Raw genomic sequence first — 25,943 nt, 5'->3', positions numbered from 1 at the left:
TTAGGACTTTTAGTATCAAAAAGGGATATATTTTAGTTTCTTGTTTTCTTATCGCTATCCGCTTTAGAACCGACACGGGATACTGCACATCTAAATCCGATGTAATCCGTAGCCATATCTTGTGGGAAGTAACGACGCTGTGCTGGGTCAATCCAGTACGAACGATCTTTCCAAGACCCTCCTTTATAAACTCTTACTTCATCATTGATAAGCGAAGTTTTTCTGTTAGAAGTATCATATTCTTTAATCAATTCACCACTTGCTGAATCTCTCTGAATCTTATGCTTTGGAGAGTTGTACATTTTACGTGTACCAAACTCTTCCTCCTCATCAAAATTGTCACGATAGTATCTAGACGATTTTTTGTCACCATCTCGAAAGTTTCTGTTATCAGCTCTGTCAAAGTTGGTTCTTAGATATGTTTCGTTATCATCAACTGCTACTTGCTCAATTTCTCCTGGTAAGACTCTAGCAACGATTTTACCATTACTTAGAGTATCGTAAACAACTTCATTTACAATTTTAACTGTACCATCTTCATTCAAGGCATTTTTATAATAAGTATTACCACGGAAGTAGTTGAAGTCATTAAATTCATCGTCTACTATTGGGCGATAAACATCAGCAACCCATTCTGCAACATTACCAGCCATATCGTAAAGACCGAAATCATTAGGCTCGTAATACTTTACTTCTTGTGTAATGTCAGCACCATCATCAGACCATCCTGCAATACCACCGTAATCACCATCAGATTGCTTAAAGTTAGCTAACTGATCCCCACGATTTGCACGCTTACCAGATCTGGTATACTGTCCATCCCAAGGATATTTTTTACGTCCTCTGTAGGTGTTATAATTTCTTAATTCGCTAAGCCCTAATGCGGCATATTCCCACTCAACTTCTGTTGGAAGTCTGAATTTTACAGGAATAACTCCTGTCTCTCTAGAAGCATATACATTATATTCATTCCCATCAGCATCAACCATTGGCTTACGCTTACCACCTTTAAGTACATCTTCATTTCCGCCATACGTCTGAGACGGCGCATTGATATATGTATCTGTACTAAATGAACTATCAGCATTTAAATCCGTATACTGTGCATCACGCTTTAGGTAACCAGCTTCTTGTAAGGCCATTTCAGCCACACGGTCTGTTCTCCAGTTGGCATACTCAACAGCTTGGATCCAACTTACACCTACAACAGGGTAATTGGCATAAGCCGGATGACGTAAGTAATTCTCGGTCATCATTTCATTGTAGCCCAAACGGTTTCTCCAAACCAAAGTGTCTGGTAATGCTCCTTTATATATAGAGGCATAATTTGGATCTTCAGGAGGATATACACTTTTTAGATAATCTAAATAGTATAGATAATTAAGATTAGTCACCTCAGCTTCATCCATATAAAAGGACTGAACATGTTGTTGGTTTGGTGTGTTGTTCCAATCGTGCATTGGATCATCTTGTACCTTACCCATTGTAAAAGTACCACCTTCTACAAATGCGGTTCCTGGAGGCGTTTCTTGCTCCTTAAATTTAGTGTTGTATTGAAAACCACCTTGCTTGTCGTTGATGGCCCAACCTGTTGCGCTATCAACGTTACTAGAGCTGCCTTTTTTGCTACAGCCAACTACCGTCATCGCTAGGGCGGCAACGACAAATAATTTTAGGTTTGATACATAATTCATATCCATAGGTTTAAGTAAGTTCAATTATTTTAGACGTGCAATATAGTAATTAAAGGTAAACGCGCAAGCTTTTTATCGATGAATTCGACAAAAAATATGCATTTCATCCTTTTTTTTAAACATTACAACGGACTTTTTGCCGTTTCAACGCCCTATTTTGCCCTATGATAACGTGAACCAAATTGAATTATTGTTGTACTTTTGAAATAAAATTTAAGGCTTCATAATAAGGGTCAACTGATGGCGTTATTGTATCATGAAAAAGAACTTTACCCTAGTATTTCTCTTTTTTGTTTTTTTAGGTTTTGCCCAACAAAAGGATTTTACAATTCAATGGGATGGCACAACTGTTCTTCAAAATGAATATGGTAAAATGATTGTTCCACATTTTTCGGATCGTCATTTTAGTTATCATCCAGAGATTGGATTGACGTATTATGATGAGTGGGCAATTTCGGGATCCATTGACGACGCCTCCCTTACTATCTCTAACGTGAGTTATTCACCAATATCTAAATCTGAATTGAAAGATTTAGATGTTAAGACGATTCCTTCAAGCTTAAACTACAGCCTTAAAACTGCGCAGGCACGAAACAAAACCTCCGCAGTCTTACAGGTGTCTCCAATTATAAATGATAATGGTGTCCTTAAAAAGGTAGAGCGTTTTTCTGTATCCTATAATCAATCTTCCACAAATAGATTGGTGTCTTCATCTCGAAATCAACCCATTTCTGATGCTAGATTAAGTAACGGTGACTGGTTTCGATTTTACGTTGAAAAAACTGGTGTTTATCGTTTGTCCCGTAATTTTCTAAGTCAGTTAGGTCTAAATGTAAATGATGCCGATCCCAGAAATGTAAAAATATATGGCTTTGGTGGTCGTATGTTGCCCTTGGTTAATGCGGCAGAAAATAGAATTGAAGCGGAAGAAAATGCCATTCAGTTTGTGGGCGAAGACGACGGGAGCATAGATAACAATGATTATATTTTGTTTTATGCGGAAGGGCCAGACCAATGGTCTCAAGAAAGTAATACAAATCTTAATTTATATACCGACAAAGTTTATTATTACGTTGCATTGACCTCTGGGAGCGGTAAACGCATTCAAAATTTGGTACAGCCTGAAGGTTCTCCAGTCAATAACATTACAACCTTTGACGCCTATCAGTATTACGAAATAGACGAGATTAACATTGCAAAACTGGGACGACGTTGGTTTTCTGAAAAGTTTGACATAGTTACCGAGCGCTCCTATGAATTTGAATTTCCAAACCTCGTTACTTCAGAGCCTGTGAATATTCAAGCGACTTTTGGGTCTATTTCAGAATCGCCGACTTCAATGGATGTCACAGTCAATGGTGCTTTGGAGTCTACGGTTAATTTTCCGAGTGTTGATTTAAGCTCTTCAAATTTAGCAAGTGGTGGTGCTTATTTTGGCAATGTCAATGCTTCATCCGATGTGGTAAAGGTTGATTTGACGTATAATAATAATGGAAATCCCTCAGCAGAATCTTTTTTGGATTATATTAATGTAAGGGCAACGCGTCAGTTGCAGTATGAAGGCGAGCAACTCATTTTTACTAAGCTAGACGTAGCCTCCCAAACGGGTATCGCTCAATATACCTTGAGCAATTCGGGCAATATCGATCAGGTTTGGGATGTAACGGATCGGTTTAATATTAGGTCATCTACTAATTCTGAAAGCGCTTCAGATTTCTCCATAAAAGCCACTGCAGGGGAAGCACGTCGTTACATTGCGTTTTCAGAAAATAACACATTAGAACCACAGCGAGACAATACAAGTAGAGTAGCAAATCAAAATTTAAAGGGCACTATTTTTAACAATGCCCAAGGACAGTTTGAAGATATAGATTACATCATCTTAACACCCGAGTTTTTAAGATCGCAGGCAGAACGCTTGGCCAACATTAATCGCCAACAATACAATTTAAATGTAAAGGTGGTGAGTCTGAGTTCAATTTATTCAGAATTCAGTACGGGTAATCAGGATATCGCTGCCATAAGAAATTTTATAAGATACGTTTACGATAATGCGAGTTCGCCCGATCAGCGGATTCAATATTTGTGTCTGTTTGGAGATGCATCATATGACTATAAGGATAGATTGCGAAACAATACCAACATTGTGCCTTCTTGGTTTTCTAACAACAGCTTTAGTTTAGTCGCATCCTTCATTTCTGATGATTACTTTGGCATATTAGACCCGGGAGAAGGTGGCATGACTATTTCAGATAGATTGGATTTAGCCACCGGTCGGATTTTAGTTGAAAATTTAGAACGCGCTAAGGACATTGTTGATAAAATAGAAGCCTATTACCAACCGGAATCTTTTGGTAGCTGGCGAAATAACCTATTATTGATTTCTGATGATGTAGATGCTCCGTTTGAAGAAGTGTTACAGGCCACAACGGATCAGATTGCTGAAGAAGTTGAGGATCAAAAACCATTTTTTAATGTTATAAAAGTACATTCCGACTCATTTCAACAACAGTCTTCTGCGGGAGGCGATCGCTATCCTGAAGCTACGGATGCCATAAAAGATGCCATAAATGTAGGTGCTTTAGTTGTTAATTACTTTGGTCATGGAGGCGAAGATGGATTGGCTGGGGAACGTATTTTCGATAGAATTGATGCCCAACAAGTCAATAATAATTGTCGCTTTAACTGCTTTATTACAGTAACCTGTGAGTATACCAAATTTGACGACCCCGGTAGAGATACGGCTGGTGAATTTACTTTTTGGAATAAAAAAGGAGGTGCGGTAAGTTTGATAACAACAACACGCCAGATTTTCGTGGGTACAGGAACTCGATACAATACGGCGTTAGAAGATTACTTATTTGCTTACGGTTCTAATGACTATCCTTCAATTGCTGAAGCTTTAAGGCAGACAAAGCAAGACCCTTTGTTGTCTGGTGACTTTCAAAAGCGACTCGTATTTTTTATCGGTGATCCAGCTATGAAATTGGCCGTACCACAACCCAATATTCGGCTGACGCAAATTAACGATGTGGCATTGAATCAAAATCCGGATATTTTAGAATCCTTGGACAGGGTAAAATTGTCAGGAGAAGTGACTGATGCAAACGGTAATTTACTTACTAATTATAATGGTATTGTTACCACAACGGTTTTTGATAAGGAAATAGAACGAAGCACCTTAGCGAATGACGGTACTCGACGTGAATCTGATAACTCATTGATTGTTTTAGATTTTACCACATTGGGTGAAACAATATTCAACGGCCAGGCTACGGTCACGAATGGTCGTTTTGATGTCAATTTTGTGGTTCCTAAAGATATTGGTATCCCAGTTGGTAATGGTAAAGTAAGTTTTTATGCCAAGCAAAATGGTGTGTTAAAGGATCAAGCAGGGTCTAATTTTGATATACAAGTTGGTGGTATTAATGAAAATGCTGAAGAGGATAATATTGGTCCTGTAATTAATCTGTTTATGAATGACGAGAATTTTGTCTCTGGCGGTATCACTAATGAAGCGCCCTCTATTTTGGCAAAACTTCAGGATGATAATGGAATAAATACAGCGAGTGGTATAGGGCATGATATTACCGCAATTTTGGATGGTGACGAAACTAATCCTATAGTACTTAATGATTATTATACCGCATCGGTGGATGATTTTACCAGTGGTACGGTTACTTATGCTTTAAGGGATATTGAACCTGGATTGCATACGCTGACGTTTAAAGCTTGGGATGTCTATAATAATTCATCGAGTTCTGAAATCCAATTTTTGGTGTTTAACAACAATGAAGAGCTGGTTATCGATAATGTTTTAAATTATCCTAATCCCTTTGTAGATTACACAGAGTTTTGGTTTAACCATAACAGTGCTGATGTTTTGGATGTATCGGTTCAAATTTTTACAGTATCAGGGAAATTAGTAAAAACTATAAACGGGCAAACCAACACATCGGGTAAGTCTACAAGTACCTTATCTCGCGATTTGGTTTGGGACGGTCGGGATGATTTTGGCGATAAAATCGGAAAAGGTGTGTACGTTTATAAACTAAAAGTGAAATCTCAACGTTTAAATAAGCAGGTTGAAAAGATTCAAAAACTTGTCATCCTATAAGAAACATTTATATTTGTCAACCTTAGAAGCTATCTAACACTACATATGACTACATTTTCAAACTTAAAAAAAGCGACATTTTTATGTTTATCTGTCGCGCTTATCCATACAGCTACGGCACAGGAAACCATTATTTTTCCTGATCAATCTTCAGTAATTACAACAGGTGTTCCTTTTATGTTGATTGCTCCAGACGCGAGAGCGGCATCTATGGGAGACATGGGCGTTGCCACTTCTGTAGATGGCTATTCACAACAATGGAACCCTTCAAAATATGTTTTTTCTGAAGCTAAATCTGGACTTTCACTGAGTTATACACCTTATTTAAGCCGTTTGGTGAATGACATTTCCATAGCTTATGCCACATATTTCAATAGAATCAATGAGCAAAGCGCTGTGTCTGCGAGTTTTAAATATTTCAGTTTGGGTGAAATTACATTGACCCAAGGTGAAGACGATCCTGGTATTCAGGTTAAACCAAATGAATTTACGGCTGATATTGCCTATACCTTACGATTAGCAGATCAATTTGGGATGTCTATCGGGCTTCGTTATTTACGTTCGGATTTAAGAATTCAGCAGGTGCCAAATTCTAATGCGCAACCAGCAAGTTCTTTTAGTGCCGATATCACTGGGTATTACCAAAGTGAAGAAGAGGCTTATAACGATTTTAATGGACGCTGGAGAGCTGGTTTTGCCATTCAGAATATTGGTCCAAAATTCAAATATGATGATGCAGGCCAAGAAAATTTTCAGCCTACTAACTTAAGATTGGGTGGCGGATTTGATTTTATTTTTGACCAAAATAGTAAGCTTGGAGTAACAGCTGAGGTGACTAAATTATTGGTGCCAACACCACCATTATTAGGTTTTGTGGATACTGATGGTGACCAAGAGCAAGATGCTGACGAGCCAACAATTATTGCTCAAGGTAAAGATAATGATGTAGGCTTTTTATCAGGAATCTTTCAATCCTTCGGAGATGCACCAGGTGGTTTCAGTGAAGAAATTAAAGAGTTTACATGGGCATTGGGTGCGGAATACATGTATCAAGAGTCGTTTGCGCTTAGAGCAGGTTACTTTAATGAAGCCGAAGAGAAAGGGGCGCGAAAGTTTTTTGCTATCGGTGCAGGTTTTAAGTACACCACTATTAATTTAGATTTATCGTACTTATTTTCAGCTTCAAAAGTACAGAGTCCGCTAGAAAATACGCTTCGCTTCTCACTAACATTCAATTTTGGAGATGGAGAGTATACCGAATATTAATCGTATATTTAATCGATAATACAACAAAGAACTATTGTGGAAACGCAGTAGTTTTTTTGTCTAAAGACATTTCAGTAATATGAAAGAAGTAAAGCTAGAGACGACACTTACGGTTTATGAAGATATCCATGAGCTTCCAAAAGACATTCAGCAATTGATGGAAAAATCTGTTGAAGCGCGCAAAAAAGCCTATGCACCATATTCAAACTTCCATGTTGGGACGGCCATCTTATTAGAGAATGGGGAAATCGTTACTGGGAGTAATCAAGAAAATGCCTCCTATCCATCTGGTCTCTGTGCGGAACGAACCGCGATTTACTATGCCGGAGCACAATACCCAAATGTAAAAATCTTAAGGATGGCATTGACAGCAGCTTCTCAAAATCAAGTTACCAAAAAACCTATTCCACCTTGTGGCGCCTGTAGACAAGCCATTGCAGAATATGAAACGAAACAAGACCAGCCTATAGAAATTTATTTTATGGGTGCAGAAGGAAAAGTGGTGAAGTCCTATTCACTAGCAAATCTCTTGCCTTTGATTTTTGAAAGTTCCGTGCTATAACGTTTTCGTAGTTTTAAGGAATTTTAAGGTTATTTTTTTGAGCTTTTCGGGTTCTTAGTTTTAGCTTAAAGTCTTATTTTTGTTATCCATAAATAATTGTACCTAACGATTTTCCTAAATAAATCAACTAAATGCAAAAAATAACAAAAGAAGTCTACCTTAAGTGGTACGAGGATATGTTATTCTGGCGTAAGTTCGAAGACAAGCTTGCAGCCGTATACATTCAACAAAAAGTCAGAGGATTTCTTCATTTATATAACGGTCAAGAAGCTGTGTTGGCAGGTGCGTTGCATGCTATGGATTTGACCAAAGATAAAATGATTACGGCGTATAGAAACCACGTACAGCCTATCGGTATGGGTGTTGACCCAAAGCGTGTTATGGCAGAATTGTACGGAAAAGCTACGGGAACGTCACAAGGTCTAGGTGGCTCTATGCATATTTTTTCAAAAGAACACCGTTTTTATGGTGGTCACGGAATTGTTGGTGGCCAGATTCCATTAGGTGCTGGGATTGCATTTGGTGATAAATATCATGATAGTGATGCTGTAACACTCTGCTGTTTTGGAGATGGTGCGGCTAGACAAGGTTCGCTTCATGAAACCTTTAACTTAGCAATGCTTTGGAATTTACCTGTGGTTTTTGTTTGTGAAAACAATGGTTACGCTATGGGAACGTCGGTTGAGCGTACAGCAAACCATACCGAAATCTGGAAACTTGGTTTAGGTTATGAAATGCCATGTGGTCCTGTAGATGGCATGAATCCCGTGAAAGTTGCTGAGGCTTTTGATGAAGCCATTCAACGCGCTAGAAAGGGTGGTGGGCCTACCTTTTTGGAATTGAAGACTTATCGTTATAGAGGACATTCCATGTCTGATGCACAGCATTACAGAACTAAGGATGAGGTTGAAGAATACAAGAAAATAGATCCAATCACACAGGTAAAGGATATTATTTTAGCTAAGAAATACGCCACAGAAGATGATATCAAGGTGATTGATAAACGTGTTAAAGACTTGGTAAAGGAGTGCGAAAAGTTTGCAGAAGAATCACCTTATCCAGAGAAAAACGTAATGTACGATGCCGTTTACGAGCAGGAGGATTACCCATTTATACAACATAAAATATAAGCTATGGCAGAAGTAATTAATATGCCGAGATTATCGGATACCATGGAAGAAGGCACAGTAGCCTCTTGGTTGAAAAGTGTTGGTGACAAAATTGAAGAAGGTGATATCCTTGCTGAAATTGAAACGGATAAAGCGACAATGGAGTTTGAATCCTTTCACGAAGGAACCTTGCTTCATATTGGTGTACAGGAAGGTGAAACGACCAAGGTTGATGAGCTTTTGGCGATTATCGGTGAGGAAGGGGAAGATATTTCTGACTTATTGAATGGAGGATCTAAGTCTGAAGATACATCAGAAGAGAAAAAAGAAGATGGTGACGATTCTGACGATTCTGAAGCTAACGAAGAGACATCTGAAGAGGAAAACGAAACTACTGAAACTGCAGATATTCCTGAAGGTGTAATCGTGGTTACCATGCCGAGATTATCTGATACCATGGAAGAAGGTACCGTAGCATCTTGGTTAAAACATATTGGTGACGATGTAGAAGAAGGCGATATTCTTGCTGAAATAGAAACGGATAAAGCGACTATGGAGTTTGAATCCTTCCAATCAGGTACATTGTTACATGTTGGTTTACAAGAAGGCGAATCCGCAAAAGTAGACTCGCTTTTGGCGATTATTGGCCCTGAGGGAACGGATGTTTCTGGGATTGCCAAGAACTTTAAAGCTGGCGGAGCCAAACCAGAAGCCAAAAAGGAAGAATCAAAGAAGCAAACACCTAAAAAAGAAGAAAAGAAGGAAGAGAAAAAAGAATCTTCAAAACCTGCTGTCACGTCGAGCGCAGTCGAGACGTCTTCATCAAATGATGGCCGTGTTTTTGCCTCACCACTCGCCAAAAAAATGGCAGAAGAAAAAGGCATCAATTTATCACAAGTCAACGGTTCTGGTGAAAATGGTAGAATCGTAAAGCGTGATATCGAAAATTATACACCATCATCAGCCGGTGCACCAGTTGGTAAGTTTGTACCTACAGGTCAAGAAGATTTTGATGAGGTGCCAAATTCAAACATGCGTAAAGCGATTGCCAAGAATCTAGCGAAGTCTAAATTCACAGCCCCACATTATTACCTCAATGTGGAGTTTGATATGGAAAATGCAATAGCGTTTAGAGCGCAATATAACTCTATGCCAGACACAAAAATATCTTATAATGATATGATTGTCAAGGCCTGTGCTTTAGCATTAAAACAGCATCCGCAAGTCAATTCAAGATGGTTTGACGATAGAATGCAACTCAACAATCATGTGCACATCGGTGTTGCCGTTGCTGTACCAGATGGTTTGGTGGTGCCTGTGGTTCGTTTTGCCAACGAGCAGAGCCTGCCTCAAATAGGCGCATCGGTAAAAGATTATGCTTCACGGGCAAGGGATAAAAAATTGACCTTGGAAGAAATGGAAGGCAGTACTTTTACCATTTCAAATCTAGGTATGTTCGGTATTGAAAGTTTCACTTCAATTATTAATCAACCAAATTCTGCTATTTTATCAGTCGGTACCATTGTATCAAAACCAGTGGTTAAAGAGGGTCAAGTTGTTGCAGGTAATACCATAAAATTAACTATGGCCTGTGACCACAGAACAGTTGATGGTGCAACGGGCGCACAATTCCTTCAAACGTTGAAAGGGTATATTGAAAACCCAATAACGATGTTATTATAGAACTTATTTATTCAGAATATTTAAATCCTGTTTCTTCGATTTTTAATCGATTGGAAACGGGATTTTTTATCTTAGACACATGAAAAACATCATTATTACTGGAACAAGTCGAGGTATAGGCTTTCAATTGGTAAAGTTATTTGCAAAACAAGGTCACAACGTTTTGGCATTGTCAAGAAATGCTGAGCCCATTGCCTCCTTGAATTTATCAAACGTGGAAGCATTTAATTTTGATTTATGTGATTCAAAAGCCTATGGTTTAGTAGAGTCTTTTGTACAAGCGAATTGGCAACAGGTTGACATACTCATCAATAACGCGGGTCAACTTTTGAATAAGGCATTTGCCGAAACCACTTGGTCCGACTTTGAAAAAATCTATAAAACTAACGTTTTCGGTGTTTCAGAATTAACCCGAAAAGTGATTCCCTTTTTGAAAAAAGGAGCGCATGTTGTGACTATCAGTTCTATGGGTGGTGTTCAAGGAAGTGCGAAGTTTCCTGGCTTGTCGGCCTACAGTTCTAGCAAAGGCGCAGTCATTACCTTAACCGAATTATTGGCAGAGGAATACAAAGAAGCGGGCATCAGTTTTAATGTTTTGGCTTTGGGTGCTGTACAAACTGAAATGTTGGAGGAAGCTTTTCCGGGCTATCTAGCGCCAGTATCCGCAGAACAAATGGCATCTTATATCGGTGATTTTGCTTTAAACGGGCAACAGTTTTACAATGGTAAGTTGCTTCAGGTGGCAAATTCTACGCCTTAGAGATTTCAATTAAGAATTAAGATTTCTTCAAATTGACGACTCATATTTCCTAAACAGATTAACACTCGATTTAACGATTTTTTAAGAGTAATTTTTATATTTAGAAAAAAATTGTTCGATGCTTAAAAAAGTACCGTTTCATCCATGTTTTTGTCTGTTCATCCTATTTATTTCAGGGCTATCCTACGGACAAAATTTTAATAGAGTTGAGGCCGTTGTAGGTCTAGACATTCTTGAAGATAATAATGGCGTAGCTGTTGCTGACTATGATGGCGATAACGACTTGGATATTTTTGTGGTGGCAAAAGCAAAAGATGATCCTAATAGTCCAAAAACTTTTAGCCGTTTATTTAGAAATGATAATAACGGTTCTTTTACTGATGTCACGGAATTTGCAGGTTTAGATAATCTGTTGTCTCAAGAAGAAGGTGGTGATGATTGGTTTGGTCTGGATGGCCAAAAGAGTGGAGCTTCTTGGGGTGATTATAATAATGATGGCTTCCCGGATTTGTTTTTAACCTATTCTTATAAAGTACAGCTATGGCGTAATTTAGGCAATGGCACATTTGCTAACGTAACTGGCATTGCTGGATTTGATACTACAAATGAATGCCGTAACACAGGGGCCACTTGGTTCGATTATGATAATGATGGTTTTCTGGATATCTACATCAGTGATTGGGACGAATGCGCAAGTAATCAATTATACAGAAATAGAGGCAATGGCTCATTTGAAGACGTTACAGTTTCTTCCGGTATTCAAGCACAGACAGGTTTAGCAAGTTACACAGCTTTGCCTTTTGATTTTAATCAAGATGGGTTTATGGATTTGTATGTGTCCAATGATTTTGATGAGCCTAATAGTTTGTTTATTAGTTCTAACGGTTCCAGTTTTTCCAATCAAGCGCAGACTTTTGGTGTCGATACCATGGGTGATGATATGGGTATTACTATTGGGGACTATAATTTAGATGGGGCTTTTGATATTTTCATCACCGCTATTGATGATAATTTTTTACTAACCAATAACGGAGATAATACCTTTACGGAGACGGCCGATGCTATGAATGTGGGTAATACACTCTGGGCATGGGGAACACGGTTTTCCGATTTTGACTTAGATGGTGATGAAGACTTGTTTGTCGCCAATGGCTATGACTTTGAGAATAGAGATTTTGAACCAAATTTCTACTTTCAGAATATGACGGTTGAAGGACAAAACAAGTTTATGGACCAATCAGCTATTCTAGGTTTAGATGAGCAGACTATTAGCGTTGAAGCCATAGATTTTGATTATGATAATGATGGTGATATTGATTTATTGATCACTAATAATGACGGCAAGACCTTTTTATATGAAAATACATTGCTCAATTTTGATGATGAAACACCTGCCAAGAATTGGTTTAAATTAAGTTTAGAAGGTACTACATCCAATAGAAACGCCATCGGGACAATAGTTAAAATTAAAACCATAAGCGGTGACTTTATCCGTTATCATTCGGGTGTTGGCTTTTTAAGTCAGAGTTTACAGCCGGTGCATTTTGGTTTAAATACGGACGCTGATATTGAAGAACTGGAAATACAATGGCCATCAGGTTTGGTGGAAACATACACGGATGTAGCCATAAATGCCATTTCAAAGGCTGTTGAAGGTCAGGGTTTAACGGTTTTAGATGTGCAACCAAGTCCAAAAATATATGGTTGCCGGGATCCACAGTCCTGTTCTTTTAATCCTGAGGCCACATTAGATGATGGCTCATGTACTTATCTAGAATCATCAAGTATACAAGGTAGTCTTTCGGCTTCGGTATATGCCAACGAAAATTATACTTATAACATTGCGAACGGATCTACCGCAAATTGGTCCGTATCTGGTGGCGAAATTTTAAGTGGACAAGGCACAAATACCATATCTGTTTTATGGGAAATTGAAGAGCAGGGTTCTATAAGTGTTGTAGAAGTTGGTGCCGAGTGTTCTAGCCTACCAGTCTCAATAACTGTGGAATTAACCGCCAATAATTTACCAGACAACATTTCGGTAGCTAGATTATGGAATGAAGTTTTGCTACAAGCCATCCGTGGTGACTTTGCAAGGCCGACCGTGCATGCTAGAAATCTTTTTCATACGAGTGTGGCGATGTATGACATTTGGGCCATTTACGATGAAGAAGCAAGACCTTATCTTATTGGAAATGAGGTGCAAGGTTTTTCGAGTACGCTTGAGGAATTTATTCCTATTGAAGATAAAGAGACATCGGTTTCCGAAGCCATAAGTTATGCTATGTACCGTACATTATCAAAACGATTTGAAAACTCACCAGGCGCTACAGAACATCAGCATCGATTGGATTTGTTAATGGATAAGTTAGGTTATGACACGACATTTTCTTCAATATTATATGAATTTGGAAACGCCAAAGCCTTAGGCAACTATGTAGCTCAGGTGATTTTGGATTATGGACTTGCCGATGGTTCCAGAGAGCTAACAGGATTCGATAATGCTTATTATGAGCCAGTGAATGAGCCCTATGGATTAGATGCGCCAAATAATCCTCCAATAAATGACCCTAACCGTTGGCAACCATTAGGACTTGATATTTTTATCGATCAAGGTGGCAACGTGGTTGATGGTAATGTTCCTGAATTTTTAGGTCCTGAATGGGGTAACGTAAAAGCCTTTGCCCTTTCTGAAGATGATGTCACTGAGTTCAATAGAAACGGAGATACCTATAGAGTATTTCACGATCCCGGTGCGCCACCACAATTAAATACTTCTGAAGAAGACGCCCAAAGCGAACAATACAAATGGGGATTTTCCATGGTTTCGGTTTGGCAAAGTCATTTAGATCCTACGGATGGGGTTATGTGGGATATTTCTCCAGGTGCTTTAGGCAATACCGATATAAATAATTTCCCTACCAATTTTTCAGACTATCCAAGCTTCTATAGTTTCTTTGACGGTGGTGATGGAAGTCAAGGTCATACCATAAACCCTGCAACGCAAAGCCCATACCAACCAAATTTGGTACCTCGAGGTGATTACGCTAGAGTCTTAGCTGAATTTTGGGCAGATGGACCAGATTCTGAAACTCCTCCAGGGCATTGGTTCACCATTTTAAATTACGTGAATGACCATCCTCAATTGGAAAAACGTTTTCAAGGAGAAGGTGAAGTCCTTGATGGCTTAGAGTGGGACGTAAAATCCTATTTTATCTTGGGCGGCGGTATGCACGATGCGGCAATATCTGCTTGGAGTGTCAAAGGTTGGTATGATTATATTCGTCCAATTTCAGCGATTAGATATATGGCCGATGAACAAGGGCAAAGTTCAGACCCAACATTGCCTAACTACAGTGTTTCAGGTATAGAATTGATAGATGGTTATATTGAAATAGTTGAAGAAGGCGATCCTTTGGCGGGATTTTTCAATCAAAATGTTGGGAAGATTAAATTGTACACGTGGAAAGGTCATGACTTTATTGATGATACCGAAGTTGATCAAGCAGGTGTTGGTTGGATATTGGCTGAAGATTGGTATCCATACCAACGTCCAACATTTGTGACACCGCCTTTTGCGGGCTATGTTTCTGGTCATTCTACATTTTCCAGAACCGCTTCTGAGCTATTGACAAAAATCACTGGCGACCCATTTTTCCCTGGTGGTGTTGGTGAATTTGTAGCAAAAAAGAATGAGTTTTTGGTGTTTGAAGAAGGACCTTCACAAGATGTTGTTTTGCAGTGGGCGACGTACAGGGATGCTTCCGACCAAACTAGTTTATCTCGTATTTGGGGTGGAATCCACCCACCAGCCGATGATTTACCAGGCCGATTTATCGGTCAGAAAGTAGCCGATGATACCTTTGATTTTGCTGTACCCTATTTTTCTTCAAACTCAATTGATGATTTTGAAGAACCCATTACGGAATTACGTATTTATCCAAATCCTACTACTTCCAAAGAGTTGAACATCACTGGAACCCAAAGTACGGACGCTATTTTTGTATACGATCTCCGTGGTCGGAAAATTGATATTGAACGCAGATCTTATAACGAAAACAACCTAACCACGACGATAAAGTTGCCAAGTACAACAGCTTCAGGTTTGTATATGGTTTCTATAAATGAAACGGCTAAAATGGTTGTGGTGAGTAAGTAATGATGTCTGAAGCTCTTAAACAACAACTACCAAAAGCATCATGGGACTTGGTTGAAGACTTGTTAAGCCAGAATGCATTCGATATAAAAATCAAAAAGGAACGTAAAACACGTCATGGTGATTTTAGGCAATTGCCAAACGGGGAAAGTCAGATCACTATAAATTCCAATTTGAATCCCTTTCGTTTTTTAATGACATTGGTTCATGAGATTGCGCATTTTAAAGCTTACGATAAGTATGGCAAGTTTATTAAACCTCATGGTAAAGAGTGGAAGCAAACTTTTCAGCATTTAATGTTACCATTTATTCGTCCTGAAATATTTCCTGATGACATTCTACCGCTTTTGGCAAAACATTTTAAAAACCCAAAAGCGTCTAGCGATTCTGATAAAGCTCTTGCTTTGGCCTTAAAACAATTTGATGAACCCAACGATAAAACCTTTATTTTTGAAGTTCCAGAAGGCGCATCTTTCAGACTGTATAACGGTAGAATTTTTAAACGAGGAATAAAACGCCGTGTAAGAATAGAGTGTTTAGAGATTGCCACGGGAAAAATTTACCTCTTCAATCCAAATGCGGAGGTTGATTTAATTTAACGTTTTCAATTCATGAATAAAGATTATTACGCAATATTAATGGCAGGTGGAGTAGGCTCCCGATTTTGGCCGGTAAGCACGCAAGACAACCCTAAGCAGTTTCATGATATGTTGGGAACAGGTGAAACTTTAATACAGAAGACGTTTTCAAGATTGTCTAAATTAATTCCACAAGAGAATATTTATATTCTTACTAATGAGCGTTACAAAGATTTGGTTTTGGAAAATTTACCGAAGATTACTGAGGAGCAGGTCGTACTAGAACCCGCGATGCGAAATACAGCGCCTTGTATCCTTTATGCTTCACTAAAGATTAAGAAAAAAAACGAAGATGCAGTAATGATCGTGGCGCCTAGTGATCATTGGATAGAAGACGAAGATGCATTTACCGAGAATGTAAAATCTGCCTTTGATTTTTGTACAGAGCATAAAGCCCTGATGACTTTAGGCATTGAGCCGACATTTCCCAATACAGGCTATGGCTATATAGAATTTAATGATTCTAATCAAGACCGAATTAAAGAAGTAGCACAGTTTAGAGAGAAGCCAGATTACCAGACAGCACAATCCTTTATAAAACAAGGAAATTTTCTTTGGAATGCAGGCATCTTTATGTGGCATGTTGAGACCGTTATCGATGCTTTTAAAAATAACCAACCTCAATTGTTTCATCTTTTTGAAAGCGGTATTGATGTTTACAATACTGAAGACGAATGGTCATTTATTGAAGAAAACTACCCTAAGGCTGAAAACATTTCAGTGGACTATGCCGTTATGGAAAAGAGTGATAATATCTATGTGATTCCCGCTACGTTTGATTGGAATGACCTTGGTACCTGGGGAAGTCTCTACGATAAACTCGATAAAGATGACAGTGACAATGCCGTAGTTAATGGAAAGGTATTAGCTGAAGACGCTACAGGAAATATGATAAGAACCAAGGATGGAAAACTTGTCGTCGTAGATGGTCTAAAGGATTACATCATTGTGGATAAGGACGATGTTTTAATGATTTATCCAAAATCCAAGGAACAAGATATAAAACAGGTTTCAGGTAGCGTTAGGGACAAGTTTGGCGATCATTTAACCTAAAAATGGTATTTATTGAATAAATTAGTTCTGACCGAAAGGTTTAGAATGTGTATAGTTAATGGAAGAAAATAAATTTAATTTTTCGGAATCTGAGGAAGCTCATGACAAAGCAAAACTCGTTGAGGAAAAGAAAGAAAACGTCCGTAAGGATGCTAAGGGACTTTTTGAAAGTATTAGCGATTTTCTGAGTGAGTTACTAGATTTTAGACATGACACAGATAGGGATGCAACTATTGCGGCTATAAAAGCAGATATCCCTTTTAAAGGTGCCACAGCATGGATTCTCATTTGCTCTATTTTTGTAGCCTCTGTTGGTTTAAATGCCAACTCTACGGCAGTAGTGATTGGAGCCATGTTAATTTCACCGCTTATGGGGCCGATTTTAGGTGTAGGGCTCTCTATAGCGGTCAATGATATAGAGACTTTGAAGCGATCTTTAATCAACTTGGCGACCATGATCGTTTTAAGTTTATTAACTGCATTTTTATTCTTCTATTTCTTCCCAGTTACCAATGATATTTACGATTTACACGAGTTACTCGGTAGAACCCAACCTGATGTTCGGGATGTTTTAATTGCATTTTTTGGTGGTTTGGCATTGATTATTGCACGAACTAAAAAAGGCACTATTGCATCGGTTATTTTTGGTGTTGCTATTGCCACTGCATTGATGCCTCCTTTATGTACTGCAGGTTATGGCTTAGCTCAAGGAAATTGGGTGTTTTTTAGAGGTGCTATGTACCTTTTTATTATTAATACTATTTTCATTGCCTTTGCAACATTTTTAGTGTTGAAGATTTTACGTTTTCCAATGTTGCGGTACGCCAATTCAAAAAGACGACGATTTATATCTAGAATTGCGTACCTCATTGCTTTACTTGTTATGATTCCTGCGGTATTCACATTTTTGAATGTATTGAAAAACAGCAGGTATGAAATGGCTTATAAATCATTTCTTAAAAATGAAATTGAAGCTAACCAATCTTTATGGTTGCAACGTGAGAATATGGATGTGGATAACCAGACCATTTCATTATATTTTAATGGAGACATCTCTGAAGCCACATTAAATGATCTTGAGAATGAATTGAAAGGGTATAATAAAATAGACAACTTTGATTTAAATATTATTAGTAATTCCAATAAAAGCTCTGACCGAATCTTGGAACTTTATGACAAAGCTACAATAGATATAGAGCAAAAAGATTACGTGATCGAAGGCCTTCAAAATCAATTGGACTCGTTACGACGAACAACAACGGGTTTAACCCAAGAGCTAGCTACTTACAAATCGGATGCGCAACTCAAGGCTTATTCAGACTTATCTAAAGATGCCAAAATACGATTTAAGGACTTACAATATTTCGGGTTTGCGGAAATGCTTCAATCGTCAGACTTTATTAAAGTAGATACGGTAAAAGTGATTAGTGTTAAGTGGAATTCGGCTTTATCTGATAGTCTTCAAACCATTCAGGAAAAAGACTTAAACACTTGGTTGATTCAGAAATTAGGAAGTGACAAGGTCTTGATTTTAAGACAATAACTTAAAGTAAATCCTCATTGTACATACGTCTTACTTTTTTGAAGAGATTAGACGAATAGACAAAGTCAGTGACAGCTTCGTTATCGGTACTAAATATATTATGTTTGGAGCCTTCCCAAGCTTTTAAACCATTTTTAAGAAAGACAATTTTTTCACCGATTTCCATAACGGAATTCATATCGTGAGAGTTAATCACCGTAGTGATATTAAACTCTTCCGTAATTTCCTTAATGAGGTTGTCAATAACAATGGCTGTTTTGGGGTCGAGACCAGAATTAGGCTCATCACAAAACAAATATTTTGGACGGTTGACTATGGCGCGAGCAATGGCGACGCGTTTCTGCATACCACCCGAAGCTTCGTTAGGCTTTTTAAAATGGGCATCTTCTAGCTGTACACGCTTTAATACAAAATCGGCTCGGTCCTGCATTTCACTCTTGCTGAGTTTTGTAAACATGCGGAGCGGGAACATGACGTTTTCTAGAATGTTCATGGAATCAAAGAGTGCACTACCTTGAAAAACCATGCCTATTTCCGCACGCAAATCGCCTTGTTCGTCTTTATCTAAATTCTGAAAGACTTTCCCTTCGTAAGAAATTGTCCCTTTTTCATATTTAAATAGACCAAGTAAGCATTTCAAAAAAACGGTTTTTCCAGAGCCACTCTGCCCAATGATGAGATTGGTCTTGCCTTGCTCAAACGTGGTGTTGATACCCTTTAAAATATGGGCGTCACCAAAGGATTTATGTAAGTCTTTTACTTCAATCATTAGCCTAACATGGTACTGGTTAAAATGTAATTCAATAATATAATGACCACACTGGTCCAAACGAATGCCGTAGTACTTGCTTTTCCAACTTCAAAAGCGCCACCTCTCATAAAATAACCGTAATACGATGGGATTGTAGCCAATATAAATGCAAAAACAAAAGTTTTTATAAAAGCATAGACCAAATGAAAGGTCTGAAAATCATCTTGGATGCCGTATAAATAATCTTCGAGCGTGCCGTAGCCTCCGTAAACACAAGCGGCCATGCCTCCAAGTATTCCCAAAAACATAGCAATTGAAATTACAAACGGATAAAGTGAAAGCGCTATAAATTTTGGAAACACCAAATAATTAATTGGGTTGATACCCATTACTTCTAGCGCATCTATTTGCTCCGTCACCCGCATTGTACCTATACTGGAGGTAATAAACGAGCCCATTTTACCGGCCATGATGATGGAGATAAATGTTGGGGCAAATTCTAAAATTATGGATTGTCGTGTAGCGAAACCCACCAAATATTTTGGTATCAGTGGATTACTGATGTTTAAAGATGTTTGAATTGCAACTACCCCGCCAACAAAAAATGCAATAAATGCCACGATGCCTAACGAGCCGATAATGAGGTCGTCTATTTCTTTAAAAATCAACTTGCGCATCACAGACCACTTGGTGGGCTTGTAAAAAATATCCTTTACCATTAGGAAATAGGTCCCAATATTATGAAGGTAGCTCATGGGCAATTTTGTTTCGGAAGTGTTTTAGTTGGCAGTCAATTGTAAATACAACTAAACTTCAACGCTAAATTATGAAAATTTGAATGGTTATTAACCCAAACTTAAAGTTAAGATGTCTTTAAATCTGTATTTTTGAACATTCTTTAAATGTTTTATTTATAATGAAGACACCACTCAAGATATATGCCATTTTAGTAGTCTTTTTTTGTTTGATGCTATCATGCGAACACAAAAAAGAAGTCACTCCGATTGACAAGCCCAAATTGGTCGTTGGAATCGTGGTAGACCAAATGCGCTACGACTATCTCACCCGATTTGAAAGCCAATTTGGCGATGATGGGTTTAAGCGCTTAACTGGTAAAGGCTTCAATTTTAAAAACAACCATTATAACTATATACCAACATATACGGGTCCCGGACATGCGTCTATTTTTACGGGAACAACACCAAAATATCACGGTATTATAGGTAACAATTGGTATGATAAAGTCTTAAAAGAAACTGTGTATTGTGCAGGGGATGAGAGTGTTTCATCTGTTGGTACAACCCATAACGCAGGTAAAATGTCCCCTCACAGAATGCTAACCACCACATTTGCGGATGAGAATCGTCTGTTCACGCAAATGAAAGGCAAGTCTATAGGTATTTCCCTAAAAGACCGAGGTGCTATTTTGCCTGCAGGACATACTGCAAATGGGGCATACTGGTTTCATGGTAAAGATGAAGGCGCTTGGATTAGCAGTTCCTTTTATATTAGCGAATTACCAGAATGGGTGGAGACTTTTAATGCTTCAGACAAGGCGGAACAATATTTTAAAACTTGGGACACATTCAAAGAACTATCTACCTATTCAGAAAGTGGTTCAGATGAAAATAATTTTGAAGGAGGATTTAACGGAAAAGATACAGCCGCATTCCCTTATGACCTTAATGCATTGAAGGCTGAGAATGGCAATTACGATATTCTTAAGGCCACACCTTATGGTAATAGTTTAACCGCAGATTTTGCCATGGCCGCTATTAAAGGTGAACAATTGGGTAAGGACGCTACTACGGATGTTCTTACAGTGAGCTTTTCTAGCACGGATTATGTTGGCCATAATTTTGGAGTCAATTCCAAAGAAATTGAAGATACCTATATCCGTTTAGATGCAGATTTAGAACGATTTTTTCAATTTTTAGATACTGAAGTTGGTGCGGGTGAGTATGTTGTTTTTTTAACGGCAGATCATGGTGCCATCAATGTGCCTGCCTATCTTGATAAAAACAGGATACCTTCAGGATATTTGAATAATCAAAAGACCAGAACACGATTTGGAGAATACATCAAATCAAAATTCAATTCTGAAAGTTTGGTAGAAAATGTGAGCAACAATCAAGTCTTTTTAAATAAAGCAGAGGTAGTGTCACGTAATTTGGATATAACAGCAATCCGACGGGATATTGCTAACGAGCTTATTGCCTACGATAGAGTTGATAAGGTGTATACGGCTGAGGCGATGATTAATTTTAATTTCACTACAGGTATTGAGTCGCTTCTGCAAAATGGCTATCATCAAAAGCGATCGGGTGACATAATCTTGGTGCCAGAAACCGCGTTTATCAGCTATGGTAAAACCGGGTCTACACATGGTAGTGGCTTAAATTACGACACGCATGTTCCTTTGCTTTTCTACGGAAAGGGTATCAAAAAGGGAGCGTCTTATGAGCGAACAGTCATCCCGGATATCGCACCAACTATTTCTGCGATGCTTGGGATTTCATTCCCTAATGCTTCAACTGGGCGACCGCTAACTGAAATATTGGATTAAGCTTGAAACGAAGAAACCTTCTATCGCTAATTGCCGTAATCATCTTAATTGCAGTGTTTTCTTTTGAATATCTTCAGGAAAAGGAAACACAGGATGTTATTATTTCTGAAGGGCAAACAGAAAAAGAAAACACCAACACCTATTTTTTACCGACAAGCACCACTAATTCTGTTGTTCATCACAAATTTTACTCCTTATCATATAGTGAAGCACACGAACAAGCAGAATGGGTAGCTTATGAATTAAAAGCCAATCAAGTGGTTTCTACCAATCACAAAAGACCTTATTTTCAGATTGATAAAAGCGTGAAAACAGAAGGCGCGCATTGGCGGAATTATAAAAATTCGGGCTATGACCGTGGGCATTTATGTCCGGCTGGCGACCGTAAGTTTTCAAAAGAAGCACATGATGAAACCTTTCTTACCAGCAATATTTCACCGCAGGAGCACGAGTTTAATTCAGGTATTTGGAATCGTCTTGAACAAAAAGTACGCTATTGGGCCAAACGAAAAGATGGTGTGTTTGTAGTAACTGGTGGAATTCTTTCTGATGAGCTGAAGACTATTGGAGAAGAACATGTTGCCATCCCTGAGTATTTCTATAAAATCATCTATGACCAATCGAGTAAGAGCCCAAAAATGTTGGGCTTTTTAATTCCTCACGAAAATAGTAACGAAGCCCTGTACAAATTTGTGGTTCCTGTCGATCAAATTGAAGAACTTACTGGCATCGATTTCTTTCCGCAACTCAATGACAAAATTGAGAATACCTTAGAGCGTCAGTCTTCTTATAAAAACTGGAGTTTTTAATAGATAAGTAATTACTTTTTAGATAAATGTCAGCTAGCTAACATTTTATAGTTTTTATTCAGTATAACTTGCCTTTCTAATCATAAAAAAGTAAGGCAATGAAAACTATTTTACCTTTTAAGTTCCCCAGAACTACTCTAAATTTTTCCTTCTTTTTTGTTTTAGCGCTATTAGGATCCTCATTTTTAATGGCTCAAAATCCCAATAGTAATGTAGATGGTGGTTTTATCAGCACAGAAGATGAAACCACGATTTGTGTTGATGGATTTCCAGATCCAATTAACGTCACCGTTGAAGGTGCTTCAGGTCGACTAAAACAGTGGATTATTACCGATGACCAAAACAATATTTTGGCATTGCCACCAGCACCACCGTTTAATTTGGATGGTGCCGGGCCTGGTGTTTGTCGTATTTGGCATTTGTCCTATAATGGTATTCCTCCATTTAAAAAATTAAAAAACCTTTCCGACCTAAGAGGACGTTACGACCTTTCAAATTATATAGAAGTCGTTCGAAATCTAAAACCAGAAGGCGGCACACTCACGGGAGGTGAAAACAACATCTTTACGTTTTGTGTTGATGGAGAAGCGGATAATATTCCTGAAGGCGCCATTACCTTAGAAGGAAATATAGGGTCTAATTCGGTATGGGTTGTTACGGATTTAGACTTAAATATTCTTGGATTACCACCGACGCCATCCGCGCCTAACTTTGATGCCGCAGGAGCAGGAACCTGTCTTGTTTGGCATTTAAGTTTTGAAGGCGATCCCGAAACTTTTTTGGATGTTACCAACGCTGGCGATTTAGAGGGTTGCTTTGAATTGTCTAACCCAATTACCGTGATCCGTTATGAAGCGGATGGTGGTATTTTGGAAGGGGGTTCTTTTGAATATTGTGTGGGCGACGGCGAAGCAGATAATATCCCTGAAGGTGACATTACTTTATCTGGAAATGTCGGCAATTTTTCCCAATGGATTGTCACGGATAGTGAGGGCATGATTTTAGGAACACCACCAAATCCTTTTGTAGTCGATTTTGATGGTGCCGGTGACGGAACCTGTGTGGTTTACCATTTAAGTGCTTTTGGCGAAGTGGAAGGTGCCACGGCAGGTTCAAATATTGCTGATATTTCAGGCTGTTACGACTTGTCTAATGGTATTGATGTTGTACGTAATCAACCAGAAGGCGGTACAATTACAGGTGGAGACAACAACACATTTACGTTCAACACGGTTGGAGACGGTCAGCCAGACCAAATCGCTGAAGGCGCAGTAACTATAGAAGGTAGTTCTGGCGAAAATGCAACCTGGGTGGTGACAGATGAAGATCTTAATATCTTAGGATTACCACCAACAGCTTCAGCTCCTAATTTTGATGGTGCTGGACCAGGAACATGCCTGCTGTGGTACATGCGTTACGCAGGCGATGTGGATTTATCGACATTTAGCAACGTTGGCGAATTCGATTTTTGTTTCGACTTATCAAACTCTATTAGTGTTATCCGTAATGAAGGCAATGCAGGGCGATCGTCAATAATTGAAAATCCAGCCTCCGATGTATTAAATGTAAAACTGGGTCATCCATCCAAAAAAGGTGTGTCATTACAATTATTCAATATGTCTAACGAACCCGTTATTGAGACAAGTACGACAAAGCAGAAGGCACAATTAAATATTCAGAATTTAAGTCCAGGTTTGTATTTCCTTCGAGTTGAAGGTGATTCGGGACAACCAGAGATTTTGAGAGTCGTTATCAACTAAGCGCTATTAATAGTTGTATAACAGAAAAGGGAGACAATTATCGTCTCCCTTTATTTTTGATGCCGTCCCAGCGCAACTGTCTTATAAATTTGCCCTCTTCTTCAGAGACTAAAAAAGCCAAGTTCTGTTTTTTAGCACGAAAATATCCCGACATATAATCAAAAAACAAATTGATATTCTTCTTTTTGAAAGCCAATTTTAAGGCTGACAACAACGTAATACAGAATCCGTATCGCATTTTGTACATCGCTTCGCCCTGCAAATATTTTGAAGCTTTGTTGTAGAATTGTCCTGTCGGTTTCAAATGTTTTACATGAAGGCTTTCATCAGTTATAATCTGCCATCCATGAAATTTAGCGAGTAGTTCATCAACCGTATCCCAACCCATTGAGCGTTTTAATTGGCCGATATCTTCAAAACACTTTTTGCGGTAGGCTTTCAAAGCACCTCGGATATGGTCTTTGTTGGTAAGGTTCTCAAGAATCCATTCTCCGCTTTTATTTTGAATATAACAAAAACCCGAAGCCATGCCGAGTTTTTCATTCGTTTGAAAGTGCTTCGCAATGGTTTCCAAATAACTTTCAGAAAAAATTAAATCTGCATCAAACTTACAGATGATATCGTAAGGTTTGCTGATGTGCTCAAAGCCTTTGTAAAACGCATTGATAATCTTGGCACCAGGTAGATGTTTATCCGACGAACTTGAATTTACCAGCGTTATCCAATTGTATCTTTCAATATAGCCTTCAATGATTTTTTGTGAGCCATCGGTTGAATTATCATTGACCACAATTAATTCCGAAGGCAAAACCGTCTGATTGACCAAAGATTCTAAGGTCTGAGCAATCACGGTAGCTTCGTTATGTGCGGGAATGATGATACAGAAATTCATGCTAAAAAAGCTTCCTTATGTTGAAGCAGTGTAAATATAGGGAATGCCTTATGAATGATGGTTATTTGACTTTTGTGGCATATACCATATAGTAACGAGGGACAAAGCGTCGTAACAATGGACGAAGTCCAATTTTAGACGTGGGGTTGGTCCATTTTATGCAATCTTTAATTTCCCAACCTGTTTTTTCCAATAGCCAATCTAGTTGCCAATCTTCAAATTCATGATAGTGCCGGTCTCGCATGTCGGTCTTACTTCGGTAGGCTGAAGCGAACCATAATTTTAGAGGCACACTGATAATCAGCTCGTCCGTTTTAATAGCTTTTAAAACCGTGTATGGGGAGAGAAGATGTTCAAAAATTTCAAAAGCAGTAACCACCTCTGCAGTTGAATTGTCTATAGTTGAGGTGTCTTCGTCTAAGTCTTCACCTTTAGTGTTCTCAACCGTATAGCCTTCAGACACCATAATGTCCGAAAACGGATTGGGTACACCCAAGTCCAGAATCGACTGTTCTTTAGAGATGTGTTTTTTTAGAAAATCAAGCGTAATTCCGTAGCGTCGATGAGGAATGGTTTTATACATG

General features: G+C 38.5%; 18 protein-coding genes. 13 read left to right on the top strand and 5 right to left on the bottom strand.

Translation table 11 applies throughout. The features are described from left to right. Positions 1-32 precede the first annotated feature (32 nt). Positions 33-1,700, bottom strand: a complete 1,668-nt coding sequence (gene gldJ, locus ACFOSX_RS14825; RefSeq protein WP_386103072.1) for a gliding motility lipoprotein GldJ — start codon at positions 1,698-1,700, stop codon at positions 33-35. 250 nt (positions 1,701-1,950) lie between these two features. Here gldJ and porU point away from each other — a divergent pair, with 250 nt between their 5' ends. The 10 genes from porU to ACFOSX_RS14775 all read left to right on the top strand — a co-directional run bounded on the left by porU (position 1,951) and on the right by ACFOSX_RS14775 (position 18,581). Further along, positions 1,951-5,811, top strand: a complete 3,861-nt coding sequence (gene porU, locus ACFOSX_RS14820; RefSeq protein WP_386103001.1) for a type IX secretion system sortase PorU — start codon at positions 1,951-1,953, stop codon at positions 5,809-5,811. A 45-nt stretch (positions 5,812-5,856) separates the two neighbouring features. After that, positions 5,857-7,077 carry a type IX secretion system outer membrane channel protein PorV gene (porV, locus tag ACFOSX_RS14815; protein WP_386102998.1) on the top strand — a complete coding sequence of 407 codons (1,221 nt, stop codon included), beginning with the start codon at positions 5,857-5,859 and terminating at the stop codon, positions 7,075-7,077. A gap of 79 nt (positions 7,078-7,156) precedes the next feature. Then, positions 7,157-7,639, top strand: a complete 483-nt coding sequence (gene cdd / locus ACFOSX_RS14810) for a cytidine deaminase (protein WP_386102995.1) — start codon at positions 7,157-7,159, stop codon at positions 7,637-7,639. A 131-nt stretch (positions 7,640-7,770) separates the two neighbouring features. Next, a complete protein-coding gene (pdhA, locus tag ACFOSX_RS14805) occupies positions 7,771-8,769 on the top strand; it encodes a pyruvate dehydrogenase (acetyl-transferring) E1 component subunit alpha (protein ID WP_386102992.1) in 999 nt (332 codons plus the stop codon). Positions 8,770-8,772: 3 nt separating this feature from the next. Beyond that, the gene (locus ACFOSX_RS14800) at positions 8,773-10,431 is read left to right on the top strand and encodes a pyruvate dehydrogenase complex dihydrolipoamide acetyltransferase (RefSeq protein WP_386102989.1); all 1,659 of its coding nucleotides are present in this window, start codon (positions 8,773-8,775) and stop codon (positions 10,429-10,431) included. A 79-nt stretch (positions 10,432-10,510) separates the two neighbouring features. Next, positions 10,511-11,191: an SDR family NAD(P)-dependent oxidoreductase gene (locus ACFOSX_RS14795; RefSeq protein WP_386102986.1), complete on the top strand. Its 681-nt coding sequence runs from the start codon at positions 10,511-10,513 to the stop codon at positions 11,189-11,191. A 118-nt stretch (positions 11,192-11,309) separates the two neighbouring features. Continuing rightward, positions 11,310-15,350 (top strand): FG-GAP-like repeat-containing protein, encoded by a 4,041-nt coding sequence (locus ACFOSX_RS14790; RefSeq protein WP_386102983.1) that lies wholly within the window; start codon positions 11,310-11,312, stop codon positions 15,348-15,350. Positions 15,351-15,352: 2 nt separating this feature from the next. Next, the gene (locus ACFOSX_RS14785) at positions 15,353-15,946 is read left to right on the top strand and encodes a SprT-like domain-containing protein (protein ID WP_386103069.1); all 594 of its coding nucleotides are present in this window, start codon (positions 15,353-15,355) and stop codon (positions 15,944-15,946) included. 12 nt (positions 15,947-15,958) lie between these two features. Continuing rightward, the gene (locus ACFOSX_RS14780) at positions 15,959-17,038 is read left to right on the top strand and encodes a mannose-1-phosphate guanylyltransferase (protein ID WP_386102980.1); all 1,080 of its coding nucleotides are present in this window, start codon (positions 15,959-15,961) and stop codon (positions 17,036-17,038) included. A gap of 58 nt (positions 17,039-17,096) precedes the next feature. Continuing rightward, positions 17,097-18,581, top strand: coding sequence for a DUF389 domain-containing protein (locus tag ACFOSX_RS14775; protein WP_386102977.1), 1,485 nt, complete (start codon positions 17,097-17,099; stop codon positions 18,579-18,581). Position 18,582: 1 nt separating this feature from the next. On the opposite strand, the gene ACFOSX_RS14770 is transcribed toward ACFOSX_RS14775, so the two are convergent. Together ACFOSX_RS14770 and ACFOSX_RS14765 are read right to left on the bottom strand one after the other, a co-directional pair. Continuing rightward, positions 18,583-19,350, bottom strand: coding sequence for an ABC transporter ATP-binding protein (locus tag ACFOSX_RS14770; RefSeq protein ID WP_386102974.1), 768 nt, complete (start codon positions 19,348-19,350; stop codon positions 18,583-18,585). Then, a complete protein-coding gene (locus tag ACFOSX_RS14765; RefSeq protein ID WP_386102971.1) occupies positions 19,350-20,087 on the bottom strand; it encodes an MlaE family ABC transporter permease in 738 nt (245 codons plus the stop codon). Before ACFOSX_RS14765 ends, ACFOSX_RS14770 begins: the two co-directional genes overlap by 1 nt. A 161-nt stretch (positions 20,088-20,248) precedes the next feature. Here ACFOSX_RS14765 and pafA point away from each other — a divergent pair, with 161 nt between their 5' ends. From pafA to ACFOSX_RS14750, 3 genes are all read left to right on the top strand, one after another. Beyond that, on the top strand, positions 20,249-21,898 hold the full coding sequence (pafA, locus tag ACFOSX_RS14760; protein WP_386102968.1) for an alkaline phosphatase PafA: 1,650 nt from the start codon (positions 20,249-20,251) through the stop codon (positions 21,896-21,898). A gap of 2 nt (positions 21,899-21,900) precedes the next feature. Then, a complete protein-coding gene (locus ACFOSX_RS14755) occupies positions 21,901-22,707 on the top strand; it encodes a DNA/RNA non-specific endonuclease (protein WP_386102965.1) in 807 nt (268 codons plus the stop codon). A 98-nt stretch (positions 22,708-22,805) separates the two neighbouring features. Beyond that, entirely contained in the window at positions 22,806-24,467 is a 1,662-nt protein-coding gene (locus ACFOSX_RS14750) for a T9SS type A sorting domain-containing protein (RefSeq protein ID WP_386102962.1), read from the top strand. A 37-nt stretch (positions 24,468-24,504) separates the two neighbouring features. Here the strand turns inward: ACFOSX_RS14750 and ACFOSX_RS14745 are convergent, their stop codons facing one another. Beyond that, positions 24,505-25,359, bottom strand: a complete 855-nt coding sequence (locus ACFOSX_RS14745; protein WP_386102959.1) for a glycosyltransferase family 2 protein — start codon at positions 25,357-25,359, stop codon at positions 24,505-24,507. A gap of 61 nt (positions 25,360-25,420) precedes the next feature. Further along, positions 25,421-25,942: a methyltransferase gene (locus ACFOSX_RS14740; RefSeq protein WP_386102956.1), complete on the bottom strand. Its 522-nt coding sequence runs from the start codon at positions 25,940-25,942 to the stop codon at positions 25,421-25,423. Position 25,943 lies beyond the last annotated feature (1 nt).

Source organism: Winogradskyella maritima (assembly GCF_042650215.1).
Classification (GTDB): domain Bacteria; phylum Bacteroidota; class Bacteroidia; order Flavobacteriales; family Flavobacteriaceae; genus Winogradskyella; species Winogradskyella maritima.
Note: the sequence above shows the minus strand (reverse complement) of the source record. Positions and strands in the feature narration are given on the sequence as shown.

Bases quoted from the DNA above. Each gene is read 5' to 3' on its own strand.
- gldJ (WP_386103072.1), bottom strand. From the start codon at position 1,700: ATGGATATGAATTATGTATCAAACCTAAAATTATTTGTCGTTGCCGCC.
- porU (WP_386103001.1), top strand. From the start codon at position 1,951: ATGAAAAAGAACTTTACCCTAGTATTTCTCTTTTTTGTTTTTTTAGGT.
- porV (WP_386102998.1), top strand. From the start codon at position 5,857: ATGACTACATTTTCAAACTTAAAAAAAGCGACATTTTTATGTTTATCT.
- cdd (WP_386102995.1), top strand. From the start codon at position 7,157: ATGAAAGAAGTAAAGCTAGAGACGACACTTACGGTTTATGAAGATATC.
- pdhA (WP_386102992.1), top strand. From the start codon at position 7,771: ATGCAAAAAATAACAAAAGAAGTCTACCTTAAGTGGTACGAGGATATG.
- ACFOSX_RS14800 (WP_386102989.1), top strand. From the start codon at position 8,773: ATGGCAGAAGTAATTAATATGCCGAGATTATCGGATACCATGGAAGAA.
- ACFOSX_RS14795 (WP_386102986.1), top strand. From the start codon at position 10,511: ATGAAAAACATCATTATTACTGGAACAAGTCGAGGTATAGGCTTTCAA.
- ACFOSX_RS14790 (WP_386102983.1), top strand. From the start codon at position 11,310: ATGCTTAAAAAAGTACCGTTTCATCCATGTTTTTGTCTGTTCATCCTA.
- ACFOSX_RS14785 (WP_386103069.1), top strand. From the start codon at position 15,353: ATGTCTGAAGCTCTTAAACAACAACTACCAAAAGCATCATGGGACTTG.
- ACFOSX_RS14780 (WP_386102980.1), top strand. From the start codon at position 15,959: ATGAATAAAGATTATTACGCAATATTAATGGCAGGTGGAGTAGGCTCC.
- ACFOSX_RS14775 (WP_386102977.1), top strand. From the start codon at position 17,097: ATGGAAGAAAATAAATTTAATTTTTCGGAATCTGAGGAAGCTCATGAC.
- ACFOSX_RS14770 (WP_386102974.1), bottom strand. From the start codon at position 19,350: ATGATTGAAGTAAAAGACTTACATAAATCCTTTGGTGACGCCCATATT.
- ACFOSX_RS14765 (WP_386102971.1), bottom strand. From the start codon at position 20,087: ATGAGCTACCTTCATAATATTGGGACCTATTTCCTAATGGTAAAGGAT.
- pafA (WP_386102968.1), top strand. From the start codon at position 20,249: ATGAAGACACCACTCAAGATATATGCCATTTTAGTAGTCTTTTTTTGT.
- ACFOSX_RS14750 (WP_386102962.1), top strand. From the start codon at position 22,806: ATGAAAACTATTTTACCTTTTAAGTTCCCCAGAACTACTCTAAATTTT.
- ACFOSX_RS14745 (WP_386102959.1), bottom strand. From the start codon at position 25,359: ATGAATTTCTGTATCATCATTCCCGCACATAACGAAGCTACCGTGATT.
- ACFOSX_RS14740 (WP_386102956.1), bottom strand. From the start codon at position 25,942: ATGTATAAAACCATTCCTCATCGACGCTACGGAATTACGCTTGATTTT.